The organism is Microcoleus sp. T3_A4, from assembly GCF_036700465.1.
GTDB lineage: Bacteria > Cyanobacteriota > Cyanobacteriia > Cyanobacteriales > Microcoleaceae > Microcoleus.
Genome location: NZ_JAUBOY010000005.1, coordinates 86,981 through 100,763, shown reverse-complemented (window position 1 = coordinate 100,763; position 13,783 = coordinate 86,981). Strand labels below are relative to the sequence as shown.

The window sequence follows — 13,783 nt, the reverse complement described above, 5'->3', positions numbered from 1 at the left end:
TGTTCCTATTTATCAAAGCACTACTTTATTCTCGTTACCTTTGCCTGGAAGAGATGATATCAAATCCGTTAGCATCGGAATAGTAAATTCGAGTTCACTGTTGACGGTTGACTGTTGACAGTGAACAGTCAACAGTCAACATCATTCCGGTGTAACCGGAAATGATATGAGAGGGAATTAAATTTCTGATTCAGGAATCATTTCGCCCATGGCTACAACAATTTTTCGCGAACCGATAAATGGATTGCGACTGTGAGCGGCAAGCATATTATCTAGCATTAAGATGTCTCCTGCTTGCCAGGGAAAACTAACAGCAGCTTGCGCGTACACTGCCTGAATTTCTTCCATTACCGAGTCTTCAATAGGAGTGCCGTCACCGTAATAGACATTGCGGGGGAGGTTCTCTTCTCCAAAAACAGAGAGCAAGGAAGCGCGGGTTGCCGCATCTAAGCAGGAAATGTGGTGCAAGGGAAGTTGATTGAAAAATACCATCTCTTTGGTTTTTGGGTGCTGGGCAATTGCGGGGCGAATTTTGCGAGTTCTCAAATTATTTCCTGGTTTCCACTCAAATTCCATCCCAGCTTGCCGGCAGTATTCCTCAACCACGGATTTGTCTTCTGTTTGGAAAAAATCTTTCCAGCTTACATCCAGTCCGTCTGTGTAGTTACGGACGTACATAATTTGCTTTTGAGCAAATTTTTCTCTGAGTTTCGGGTCTAGCAACTGGTAAATTTTACGGCAGTCAACAATCGGCGTTTCTCCGCCTTCTTGCGCTGGCTGGACGCAGAAAAACCAGATTTTCATCGGCCAGCGGTGCAGGTGCGAACTCTCGCTGTGAAATAAGATAGCTTTATCTGCTGGGTAAGGAGTTGAACCGTAAACTTTTCCGCTAACTCCTTCGCGTGGCAAATCCCCGTACTCCCCAAATAATTCCGAACAAATTGAGAGTGCAAACTGCTCGAAGGCGGCAACCACAGGGCCGATGAATCCTCGAAAAAGAATCCCTCCATGCTGTAGCAATTTTGCCTCTATAAATTCGCGGTTATTTTTCGCCCAGTCTGCGAGATCGACATCGGCTACTGCGGGTTTTGCCACTAAAGGAAAGAGTTCGTCGGGGTGTAGGTACTCGGTTTTTATCAATTCGCCTTGCGGCAATGCCACTGGCTTCGGCTTGACGCTTTTGAACTTACTAAAATTGCTTTTTTCACGCTTTAATTCTTGCATGGCTTGTTTCTGCTTCTGGGCTTCTGTGAGAATTTCTAAAGTGTTCAAACGACTGTCAGGCTGCGCCACAATGCTGCCGAGGAGGGTTTCAAAGCGATTGGACATTTGAGCGATTGTCTCCCTGTCAAAGAGGTCGGAATTATACTTCCAGCTACCGACAATTCCTTTCTCTGTTTCCGACACAAATAGCGCCAAATCAAATTTAGCCGTACCGCTATCAATTGCAACCGGGATTAAAGTTAAACCCGCCATTTCTAAAGTCGGCATAGGCGCATTTTGCATGACGAATAAAACTTGAAAGAGCGGTGTCTGACTCAGGGTGCGATCGGGACGCAATTCCTCCACCAATTTGTCGAATGGTAAATCCTGGTGAGCGTAGGCTTTTAAGGTGACTTCGCGCACGCGATCGAGCAGTTGGCGAAATGTAGGATTGCCGCGCATATCGGTTCGCAAGACGAGGATATTGACAAAGAAACCAATTAAAGCTTCAGTCTCAACTTGTGTGCGGTTTGCTAGGTCAGTACCGACGACAATATCTTCTTGATTTGTGTAGCGATAAAGCAGCGTTTGAAGTGCTGCCAACAAGGTCATAAATAAGGTGACATTTTGTTGCCGACTGAGTGCGTTTAGGGCTTCTGAAAGTTGCCAATCAAGCTGGAATTCTTGAATCTCCGCTTGATTGCTAGAAACAGCAGAACGCGGTTGTTTTGCTGGCAATTGCAGCGGGGGCAAAATTTGACCCAACTGCTGCTTCCAGTCAGCAAGTTTTGCTTCGAGAACTTCGCCTTGCAGCCACTTTATTTGCCAAACAGCATAGTCTGCGTACTGTACAGAAAGTTCGGGTAGGGGAGAAGGTTTGCCACTGCTGAAAGCTTCATAAAGCGCCGCGACTTCCCGCACGAGTACCCCCATCGACCAGCCATCAGCTACGATGTGGTGTACTGTCAGTAACAGCAGGTATTCTGTCTCGTCAAGATGTAACAATGTGACGCGCAGTAACGGCCATTTTGTTAGGTCAAAAGGCTGTCGCGCTTCTTCAGCGGCGAGTCGCATTGCCTCGGCTTCTCGTTCAGCTTGCGATAACTCTCTTAAGTTGACGATCGCCAATGTGAAATTAAAAGATGAAATAATAACCTGAGCGGGTCGTCCTTCCACCGAATTAAAACTTGTCCGCAATGCTTCGTGTCGCTTGATAATCTCCTGAAAAGTTTGCTCTAGAACGGCTACATTTAGCGCCCCCTTCAAGCGCACGGCTGCTGGGATATTATAGGCAGGATTCCCCGGCTGCAATTGGTCGAGAAACCACAGTCGTTGTTGTGCAAAAGAAAGGGGCAATTCTCCCTGCCTTGACGCCCGCTTGATGGGGGGTGCTTTCTGTTTTTGCTCGGCGCGATATTGCAAGAGGCTTTCGGTGACAGTTGCGACGGTAGGCGATTCAAAAAGAGAGCGCAAGGGTACTTCAACTTGAAAAGCTTCTCGCAGGCGAGAAATCGCCTGAGTAGCCAGCAATGAATGACCTCCCAATTCAAAGAAGTTATCGTGAATTCCAACTCGCTCTAAACCGAGAACTTCGGCCCAAATTTCTGCTATTAATTGCTCGTCGGGAGTTCGAGGATCGGCAAAATTGCTCTCGAATTCTGCTGTGTTTGTGTCAGGTGCTTTAAGCGATCGCCGATCGATCTTTCCGTTAGGCGTTAAAGGCATTGCTTCCAACAGCACAAACGCTGACGGTATCATGTACTGCGGCAGTTTTTGTTTGAGAAAGACACGCAAGTGATTAATAAATTCTGAATGCGTAGGAGTAGTGTCCCCGTGTCCGGCCCGGAGTTCTGAGTTAGCAACGATATAAGCTACTAAACGCTTGTCGCCCGGATTGTCCTCTCGAACCAGTGCGATCGCTTCTCGCACGGCTGGGTATTGGCTGAGTACCGCTTCAATTTCGCCTAATTCGATGCGAAATCCGCGAACTTTCACCTGGTGGTCGCTTCGTCCCATAAAATCAATGTTTCCATCTGGGAGATAGCGAGCCAAGTCCCCGGTTTTATAGAGGCGTCCTGAAAGAATAAACGATGAAGGATGAAGGATGAATGAAGCATGAATTCCGTCCTCTGCAAAGGGGTTAGGAATAAACTTCTCTGCTGTCAGTTCCGGCCGGTTGAGGTAGCCTCTAGATAAGCCGGCACCGCCGATGTGCAGTTCGCCAAATACGCCAACGGGAACCGGCATTAAATAGCGGTCTAAGATGAAAATTTGAGTGTTAGCGATCGGGCGACCGATGGAAACTGATTCATCTTTGCGATCGACCTGATAGAGAGTAGACCAGATAGTGGTTTCTGTAGGGCCGTATAAATTCCACACAGCAGCGCCGCGCAAAAGCAACTGATTTGCTAGTTGTCGCGGTAAAGCTTCTCCCCCGCACAGTATTTTTAATTGATTGTTTCCCTGCCATCCTGCTGCTAAAAGCATTTTCCAACTGGCTGGAGTAGCTTGCATGACTGTCGCGCCAGAATTTGTTAATGTTTCTAAAAGCTTTTCCCCGTTAGATGCCACTTCTCGGCTGGCTACCACAACGCGAGAACCTGTTGTAATAGGCAGGAACAGTTCCAGCGCTGCAATGTCAAAAGATAAGGATGTTACTGCTAGCCAAACATCTCGGTTTGCGATCGCGAGTTGTTGGCGCATAGAACTCAAGAAGTTAACGGCAGAGGCGTGGGAAATTTGCACTCCTTTGGGTTTACCTGTTGAGCCTGAAGTATAGATGACATAGGCTAAATTGGAAGAATTTTGTAAACCCACGACTGGCTCGTCGCAGCTCGATATGCCTTCCCAATCTGCATCCAGAAACACGAGGGAGGCGCTATTTTTTGGCAGGGTTTCTAATAGCTTCTTCTGAGTGAGTAACACGGAAATTTTCGCGTCTTCCAGCATGAAGGCAAGGCGCTCTGGTGGATACGCTGGATCTAGGGGAACATAAGCGCCACCGGCTTTGAGAATGCCGAGAAGCCCTACCACCATTTCTAGGGAACGCTCGACATAAATTCCCACCAAAACTTCTGGGTTGACACCGATTTTTTGCAAGTAACTTGCGAGGTTATTTGCTTTTTTGTTCAGTTCCCGGTAAGTCAGATATTCATTTTTAAATACGACAGCAATCGCATCCGGCGTCCGCTCTGCCTGCGCTTCAAATAATTCGTGTACGCACTGATTTTTAGGAATTTCGGATTGAGTATTGTTCCACTCGAATAGTAGTTGCTGCTGTTCAGGTTTCGTCAACATTGGCAAACTTGAAAGGCGCTGTTCGGGATTAGCAGCTATACTTTCTAGTAAGGTTATAAAATGTCCGGCTATCCGCCGTGCAGTGCTAGCGTCAAACAAATCTTCGCTATACTCAAGCGTTGCATTAATACCCTCTAATCCTTCCTCCAGGTCAAGCGCTAAATCAAATCTCGCCGTTTTCCGTTCTATTTCTAAATTGCTCAACGTCACTCCAGGCAATTTTATCTGCGGCGTCCGAACATTTCGCAGAGAAAACAATACCTGAAATAGCGGATTATGACTTAAATCTCGTTCGTGGTGTATGATTTCTACCAGTTTCTCGAAGGGCAAATCCTGGTGGTTATACGCGCCGAGAGCTACTTCTCGCACGCGAGCCAGTAACTCTTTAAAAGTCGGGTTGCTCGACAGATTGGTGCGGAAAACTAAGGTGTTAGCAAATAAGCCAATTAATTCCTCGATTTCGCGTCGGTTGCGGTTAGCAATGGGGGAGCCGACTAAAATATCTTCTTGCCCGGTGTAGCGATATAGCAACGTTTTAAACGCTGCCAGTAGGGTCATAAATAAAGTAGCTTTTTCCCGCTGGCTTAATTGGGCGATTTCCTCTGCGATTGCCTTGGGAATGGTGAATTTATGCACCGCACCTCGGAAGGTTTGTACTGCCGAGCGGGGGCGATCGGTTGGCAAATTTATTACCGGAAGATTGCCTCCGAGCTGTTTTTTCCAGTAAGCAACCTGCGTCTCTAAAACTTCTCCCTGCAACCACTGGCGCTGCCAACTTGCAAAGTCTGCGTACTGTACCGACAGTTCGGGAAGGGGAGAGGGTTGGCCCGTGGAAAATGCTTGATAAAACGTGGCGACTTCCTGGATGAATATTCCCATTGACCAGGCATCGGAAATGATGTGGTGCGTACTCAATAGCAGCACCCAGTTTGAATCGCTCAAGTGCAGCAATTTGGCACGCAATAAGGGTGCTTGTGAGAGGTTGAAAGCAAGCTTTGCTTCTGCGGCGATTAACCGTTCAACTTCGCGAGATCGTTCAGTTTCAGGAAGCGATCGCAAATCTATTTCTAAAATTTTCAATTCCAGATTGGAAGCGATCGCCTGAACGGGTTGCCCGTTTATTGTCTTAAAAGCCGTTCGCAAAACTTCATGACGCTTGACAAGTTCGTTGAGACTGCGATCGAGGGCTCTCGCGTCGAGTGTTCCCGTCAAACCCACGCCGGCGAGGATGTGATAGGTAAAGTTGCCTGGAGTTAGTTGCTCAAAAAACCACAACCGCTGTTGAGCAAACGACAGAGGAAAAGTGTTAGACTCTCGACTTTGAGGCAGAATTTTTTCTAGCGAAACGCTTTCTTTTTTCTGGTTTAGTCGCTGCAACAGCAACTCGCGCTTTTCAGGAGAAAGAGCCGCGATGCGTTCGATTAAATCACTCATTTGCTGACTCCTTGCTGGGCGAGAATTTCCTGAATTTGTGCTTCTGACAGTTGCTCGAGGTCTGCTAACACCTGAGCGAGGATTTCATTGTCTGTTTGTTCGGCTTGCTTTTGCGCGATCGCTACTGCAAAATCAGCGACTGTGGCCGACTCAAATAAACGGTGCAAAGGCAACTCGACCTGAAATGCTTGGCGCACTCTGGAAATTACTTGAGTTGCTAATAGGGAATGCCCTCCTAATTCAAAAAAGTTGTCGTAAATGCCGACTTTTTCAATTTTGAGAACTTCAGCCCAGATAGCGGCTAAAACTTCCTCGATATTTGTGCGAGGGGCGACAAAGTTTCCTGTCAACTCCGGTCGCATTGCGTCAGGTGCGGGCAGTGCTCGTCGGTCTACTTTTCCGTTAGAAGTTAAAGGCAAACTTTTGAGTATCACAAAAGCAGAAGGCACCATGTACTCCGGCAATTTTGACGTTAAAAAATTGCGAATTTCCTTGTGGGTAGGTGCTTGTTTCTGGTCGGAAATCAAATAAGCCACGAGGCGCTTTTGTGCCATCTCGTCTTCCCGCGCCACAACTACAGCCTGCGCGATATCTGGATGCTGCCCCAGCACCGCCTCAATTTCTCCCAATTCAATGCGGAAACCGCGAATTTTTACTTGGCCGTCAATTCGCCCGATAAATTCGATGTTTCCGTCTGGCAAATAACGAGCCAAATCACCCGTTTTATAAAGATGTGACTGCGCGTCAAATGGATTGGGAATAAATTTTTCTGCGGTTAATTCAGGGCGGTTAAGATATCCGCGCGCCAAATTATCACCGCCGATGTAGAGTTCACCAGGTACGCCTATCGGCACCGGCTGCAAGTAAGAATCCAAGATATAAATCTGAGTGTTGGCAATCGGAAGACCGAGTGGAACCGTGTCTAAATCGCACCCAATTTTATCAAATTCTACTTGATAAGTCAGGACACCTACAGTTGTTTCTGTTGGCCCGTAGTGATTGAATACTGAGCAACTGGGAGCAAGATTGCGAAGTGTTTTAATTAAGCTCCAGTTGGCAGATTCACCTCCTAAAACAAGCCGTTTACCAGGCAAAATAGACTTGGGTTGAGAGCAATTTAAAAGGGCGGCTAGGTGAGAGGGAACTATTTTGAGGCAGTCGATGGGATTGCGGCCGAAATATTCACTCAGCGCTTCTGGATCGGTTGCGCGTTCTTGGGATACTATATGCAGGCAACCGCCGAAACAAAGGGCGGGGAAAATCGCTGTGTTTCCTAAGTCGGCGGCGAAGGTTGAAACGGTGGCAAAATTGGCACCTGATGGCAAGTTTAATCTTTCCTGAATAGCGTACAGGTAATTGAGCAGTTGCCGGTGTTCGATCGCGACTCCCTTGGGCGTGCCAGTGGAACCGGAAGTATAGATGACGTAAGCTAAATTGTCAGAAGAGGCGCGAGGCGTGTAAGAGGCAGAAGTAGTGGGAATGTCTGTATCGATGGAAACAATATTTACCTGAGTTTTCGGCAAGCTTTCGATGAGCCGCTGTTGTACGAGCAAAACCTTCACCTGAGCGTCTTCTAGCATTAGCGCTTTGCGCTCTATTGGGGTCGTTGGATCGATCGGTAAATAGGCACCACCGGCTTTGAGTACGCCCAGCATTCCTACGATTGTTTCTAAGGAGCGATCGAGGCAAATGCCAACAACGACTTCTGGTTCAACTCCCAAGTTTTGCAGGTGACGGGCGAGTTGATTGGCGCGATCGTTGAGTTCTCGGTAGGTGATTTGTTGACTTTCAAAGACGACGGCAATGCTGTCTGGGTTGCGTTCTGCTTGTTCTTCAAAAAGCTGATGAACGCATTTATTTGTCGGGTAATCTTTTTGAGTTTGGTTAAAGTCAATGAGAAGTTGCAGCCGATCGCGATCGCTCAGTATGTCTACCTGACTGATAGCGACTTCGGGATTTTTGACTGTGCTTTCTAAGAGCGCCTGAAAGTGTTGTGACAAGCGCTTTATATCTGCCGCACCAAATAAAGCGGAATCATAGTGAAATTCAGCGCTTAGGGAATTGCACAGGCGGAGGCAGGAGAGCTTGAGTTTGAATGGCTCTAGGCAGGCATCTTGCCGAACAAGGGAAAATGAAACGTCTGAATTACCATAGTTCTTAGGCTCTGCTTGGAACTCAAAGCAGACGGGCCAAAAGCTGCTGCTTTTTTCGTTTTCTAGGATTTCTTCCCAGCTAAAATATTCTTGCCAGTTGGACATCTCGTTGAGATTAAGCTCAACTTGCTGCCTCGCTTGTGAGAAATTTAACTCGTCTTGCACTGGGCATCGTAGGGGTAAGTATTTGCACAGCAGCCCCAGAGAGTGTTCTAATTCTTCATATTTTCTGCCGTCAATGGCTACGCCGATTATCGGGTTTTGCTCTCTGGTAAGCCGCCAAATGAGAATTTGCCAGCAAGTCAGCAGGAAGGCAGAAATATCGCTTTTGTGCTGTGGGGCGATCGCTTCCAGGCTGTTCAACAAATTACCCCGAATTTCCACCCTTTCTACTAGCGGCAAAAATTCCGCTTCTCCATTCTTCTTTTCCCAAGGAAGTGTTAATAAATCCCAAGATTCAAGGTTCAGCTTTCGCCAGTATTCTTTGCCGCTTGCCGTTTCTTCTGATTCTAGTAACTCATTTTGCCACTCAGCAATATCGGCATATTGCATTGGCTCATAGGCTGCTTCTTCTTGGCACGTATAGGCTGAGTAGGAAAGACTGAGTTCGCGGGTAAAATTTTTCAGGGTGACGCTATCTGCAATTAAGGCAGAGAAGTTCCCCAGCAATAGGTGCTTGTCTTGGGCGAGAGTGACTAAAGAGATGTGCCAAAGTGGGCCGCGCTCAAAATCAAAAGCAAGCAGATTTAGTTGCTGAAAAAGCGCTTCAATTTTAGATTCTTGTTCTTCGGGAGACAAACCGCTGAGATTGTGTTCCGAGATAGGAACTTCACCAATGCTGGCGATCGCTTGCAGGGGTAGTGTCATCCCAGACAAGCAGTGAAAGCTAGTCCGCAGGATTTCGTGCCGATTTACGACATTTTGCAGCGCCTTTTTAAGAATCTTTTTATCAAGGTTTCCTGAAATTAAAATTCCACCTCGCACCCGATAGATCTGTTTAGGATTATTTTGCTGTAACCTCCACAGGTGTCGTTGTTGTGGAGAAAGTCTAAACCCTTCGATTGTTTCGTTTTGCATTTCTCAAGTTCCTTTAATAAGCCTAAATATCTTGACAGCTAAACGCTTCTGCCATACCGACAACAACCCGACGCGAACCCGAAAATGGCGTGCGTCCGTGCGCGGCTAGCATATTATCTAACAGCAAAACATCTCCTTCTTCCCAAGGGAAAACAATCGTTTCTTGCTGATAGCAGCGACGAATTTCGTCTAATATAAAATCTTCAATGGGCGAGCCATCGCCGTAATAAGCATTGCGGGGTAAATCTTCCTGTTTAAAAGAAGTTAAAAGCTCTTTGCGAACGACGGGTTCGAGATTGGAAATGTGGAAGAGGTGAGCTTGATTAAACCACACCATTTCCTGAGTTTTTGGGTGCTGGGCGACCGCTTGACATATTTGCCGAGTTCTCAAGCCATCGCCACTTTTCCATTCTAAGTCAATTCCCGCTTTTTTGCAATACTCTTCTACCTCTATTTTGCTATCAGTATTGAAGACATTTTGCCAGGGTAAATCTACGCCACCGCCGTAATTTCGCACATACATAACCTTTTTTCGGCCAAACTTTTCTCTAATCTTTGAATCCAGGTTTTCAAACACTTTGCGGCTGTTAGCGATCGGAGTTTCTCCTCCCTCTTCTGCTTTCTTAACGCAGAAAAAAGCGATTTTCAGCGGCCAATTGCGAGAATAAGCCATTTCATTGTGCAGTGGGATGAATTGCTCGGCAGGATACTCGGTGGAAGTGTAGATATTTCCGCTCACCTGACTGCGCGGAGTCGAGCGAAAAGAATATTCCAACAAATCGCCAGCAATAGTTTGAATAAACTGCTCGAAACCATTCACCCCGCCGACTTCAAAGCCTCGAAAAAGTATTCCTCCGTGCTTCCATAACTGCGTTTCAATTGATGAGCGATTGTTCTGTGCCCAACCTGCAAGATTTAATTTTTCTACTGTTGGCTGAACAACTAGAGGTAGAAGGTTTTCGGGCTGGAGGTAGGCGGTTTTGACTAATTCCTCTGAGGACAGGCTGACGGCTTTGCGCCTAACTGTTCCTAACTTTTGGGAAGTGAAATTCTTTGTTTTTGTATTTGTCATAGTTTTTGCTTTGGGGAACTCTTTATCCCTTTTTCCCGAAAAAACCTGAGAGATGGAGATCAATTCCGGTAGCATCGGCATAGTAAAATTCAGTCAACAGTCAACAATCACAGATGGTGCAACCGGAATCTATCTAATTCATCTGCGTTAATCTGTGTTAATCTGCCTGTATCTGCGGTCAAAAAAAGAGAACTTCTTTACCGCAGATAACAAGGGATTGACGCAGATTAACGCAGATGTCGAGAAGAGAGATAGGAATAATTCGATGCTAACAGATTTGATATGAGCCATCCTTTTCAACTTTTCATTACTTTGCGTTTAGCCATTTTTAATTTTTTAACTCCCGAAAGATGAATTTGTTTTTCCTGCTCGATTTGGTGCTGCCTTTCTGCTTCGGCAAGAATTTCTGCCAAGTCGTCGATCCTGATATCTGGCTGGATTACTACCTGGTTGAGGAGGATTTGAAAACCTCTCACCATTCGGGCAATGGTCGCAGCCTCAAATAAGTCTGTTTTGTAGTCAAACAAGCCTTGAATTCCTTCTGAAACCTCCCAGAGAGTGAGGCTTAAGTCGTGTCTCGACATACCGACATCGAATTCCAAAATGCTCAAGGTCAAACCTGCTAACTCCAGGGGTGGCATGGGCGCATTCTGGAGTACAAACCACACTTGAAACAGCGGGTTATAGCTGAGATTTCGCTCCGGGTGCAATTCCTCCACAAGCTTTTCAAAAGGAACATCCGGGTGAGCGTAAGCTGCTAACGCTACCTCGCGTGTTCGACCGAGTAGTTCGCGGAAAGTTGGATTACCTGCGGTGTCAATTCGTAGCACTAAAGTATTGACAAAAAATCCAATTAGTTCCTCTAATTCAAGGAGGTTGCGGTTGGCAATAGGAGAGCCAATAGCGAGGTTATCCTGCTTTATGTGGCAGGATAGCAATGATTGAAATGCTGCCAACAACGTCATAAATAGCGTGACATCTTGTTGCTGACTGAGGGTTTTCAGCCTTTCAGTTAAAGAAGCAGAAATCACAAAAGATTGCTGCGACCCTCGGAAAGTTTGCACGGGAGAACGCTGCCGATCTGTTGACAGCACAGCTAAACCGCCTCCCAATTGCTGTTTCCAATAAGCGAGCTGTTTTTCTAATTTCTCTCCCTGGAAATGCTGCCGCTGCCAACTGGCGAAGTCGGCATACTGTATGGCCAGTTCAGGCAGGGCAGAGGGTTTGTTATTGGAAAAAGCTTCATAAAGTGCGGCCACTTCTCGCACCAATACCCCCATAGACCAACCATCAGAAATAATGTGGTGTATCGTCAGCAGCAACACATATTCTGCCGAACTAAGTTGCAGCAGAGTGCCGCGCAGTAAGGGCGATCGCGTTAAGTCAAAGGGGCGTTGGGCTTCTTCAAGAGTACGCTGCTCTATTTCAGCTTGCTGCTCAGTTTCTGGTAAATGTCGCAAGTTTACCACCGACAAAGCGAAATCCAAGGAAGGAGAAATCAGTTGGACAGGTTCCCCGTCCACTTCTGCAAAAGCAGTGCGTAAAACTTCGTGACGCCTGACAATTTCATTGAGTGTTTGTTGCAGTGCCGACAAATTTAATTGTCCTTGCAAACGCACAGCAGCAGGAAGGTTGTAGGCAGGGTTTTCGGGAGACAATCGATCGAGAAACCACAGCCGTTGCTGGGCAAAAGAAAGGGGAGCATAATTTTGCTGCGATCGCCTGGGAATGCGCTTAGATTGCTCAGCCTGTACTGCCTCTTTGCCCAATGCTTTGAGGAGGATCGCTCGCTTCTGGGGCGAGAGGTTTTTTAGTCGTTCTGAACGATTAGTAGACATGATGATTCACCTCCTCGCAGTGGTCGCTGTTTGTGATAGTTAAGGAAAGCTTTGCTGCTATTTTTAGCTGGTCGTTTAAAACAACGTTGATATCTGCTTCAGTGGTGAGGGGGTTGGCAAGGACGACTCGAAAAGCAACAATGGGAATGTTTTTGCCATAACAGGTGTTTTGCACGGTTGTTCGCGACACGAAGGTGTGACCGGCTCGCCGCTGGGCCTCCTGAAGGCGCTCGTTAAATTGATTAATGAAGTGGTTGTCTGCTTCGGTTAGTTGTTTTTGGGCTGCTTTTTCGCTGAATATTTCTGGAATGTAGCGGTATAAAAGAATATTAATTTCCGGTTCTAGCAGCAATTCAAATGCTGGATTTTCCCGAATTAAATTGGCCAAGTGCTGCGTTTTATGGATGCCTGCATCTATCAAAAACTCATAGCCTTGATGGCCGATGATATTCAAGGCGGCTTGCAAGAACAAACTCGCACCTGGTCGAGAGCCTTCGAGAGAGCGCTTGCCTAGATCGATCGAGTCTTTTCGCACCGTGTAGGGCGCGTGTTTTTCAATAACTTTGGCAGTTTGGGGATTGCGGAATAAAACCAGACCGATTCCCATTGGCAAATACATTTGTTTGTGTCCATCTATGGTGACGGAATCTGCTAGTTCAATGCCTGCGAATTTGTGCCGGTGACGTTCGGAAAAAAGCACGGGGCCGCCCCAAGCGGCATCGACGTGAAAGTGAGCGTTTGCGGATTGCGCGATCGCGGCTATTTCTGGAAGCGGATCGATACTTCCCGAATCGGTGCTGCCGGCGATACCGACAATTGCCAGAATGTGCAGGTTGCGATCGCGACATTCGGCTACAGTTTGGCGCAGCGCTGCCAAATCCATGCGGTGATTGGAATCGGTGGGGATTTTTAGGAGATTGCGATCGCCAATGCCTAATAAACCGGCAGCCTTTTCAAAAGAATAGTGCATCAAATTGGAGCCGATTATCACCATTCCCTTGTAGCCGTAAAACTCTAAAGCTGCGTACAAACCTTCTTTTTCAATGCCACCAAAGTTATTTTTTGGCCCTAAAGAAGCGTTGCGAGCGCACCACAGGGCGGTGATATTAGCTAGGGTGCCGCCCGTTACCATGATACCGAGCGTGCTCTCATTTTTTTGAATGTGCTGGTTATAAAAATCCTCAGAAAAATCGTAAATTAATCGGTGCATCATTGCCAAAGTCTGGCGCTCACAGGGGCTTAAAACTTTGGCAGTTTCCATCTTGACTAAATTTTGATTCATCGCGGTTACAAGCTTCGCGATCGGGCGCACAAAATAGGGAAGTGCGCTCGTCATGTGACCGATATATCGGGGGGAAGATGTATGAATGGAATGGGCAACGAGGGTTTGGGTCAAATCATCGATATAATTCCCAACATCTGTAGGAAGGGCGGGAATTTTGTTTTCCCTAAACTCCTGAATAATTAACTCTAAGTCAATATCTGTACTAGCGGTTTTTGCGTACAAAAAGTCTTGAACTAGGGCAGAAATTCGCTCCTCCATTGCTTCTTCTGCCAAAAAGGAATTTTCTGAGGCACTGAATAGCTCCATTAACTTTTCTTCAAGTGGGGTAGCTGAAGCTTTTAATGGCTGTATTCCGTGTTGGAAATATTGGGCTTTTACTGTTACTTTAGTCATCCCGAATTCCTCCTTTTAAATGGGCTTTTTT

5 protein-coding genes are annotated in these 13,783 nt (G+C 46.7%); all 5 read right to left on the bottom strand.

Features of this window, described 5'->3' with window-relative positions:
* Nucleotides 1-177 precede the first annotated feature (177 nt).
* A complete protein-coding gene (locus QUA07_RS04410) occupies nucleotides 178-5,934 on the bottom strand; it encodes an amino acid adenylation domain-containing protein (protein ID WP_333322907.1) in 5,757 nt (1,918 codons plus the stop codon).
* Complete coding sequence (locus QUA07_RS04405) at nucleotides 5,931-9,164, bottom strand: amino acid adenylation domain-containing protein (protein ID WP_333322905.1); 3,234 nt, start codon at nucleotides 9,162-9,164, stop codon at nucleotides 5,931-5,933. The genes QUA07_RS04410 and QUA07_RS04405 overlap by 4 nt, the downstream gene beginning before the upstream one ends.
* A gap of 22 nt (nucleotides 9,165-9,186) precedes the next feature.
* Nucleotides 9,187-10,236, bottom strand: a complete 1,050-nt coding sequence (locus tag QUA07_RS04400; protein WP_333322903.1) for a TauD/TfdA family dioxygenase — start codon at nucleotides 10,234-10,236, stop codon at nucleotides 9,187-9,189.
* A 296-nt stretch (nucleotides 10,237-10,532) separates the two neighbouring features.
* On the bottom strand, nucleotides 10,533-12,074 hold the full coding sequence (locus tag QUA07_RS04395; protein ID WP_333322901.1) for a condensation domain-containing protein: 1,542 nt from the start codon (nucleotides 12,072-12,074) through the stop codon (nucleotides 10,533-10,535).
* A complete protein-coding gene (gene panP / locus QUA07_RS04390; protein WP_333322900.1) occupies nucleotides 12,064-13,752 on the bottom strand; it encodes a pyridoxal-dependent aspartate 1-decarboxylase PanP in 1,689 nt (562 codons plus the stop codon). Before panP ends, QUA07_RS04395 begins: the two co-directional genes overlap by 11 nt.
* Nucleotides 13,753-13,783 lie beyond the last annotated feature (31 nt).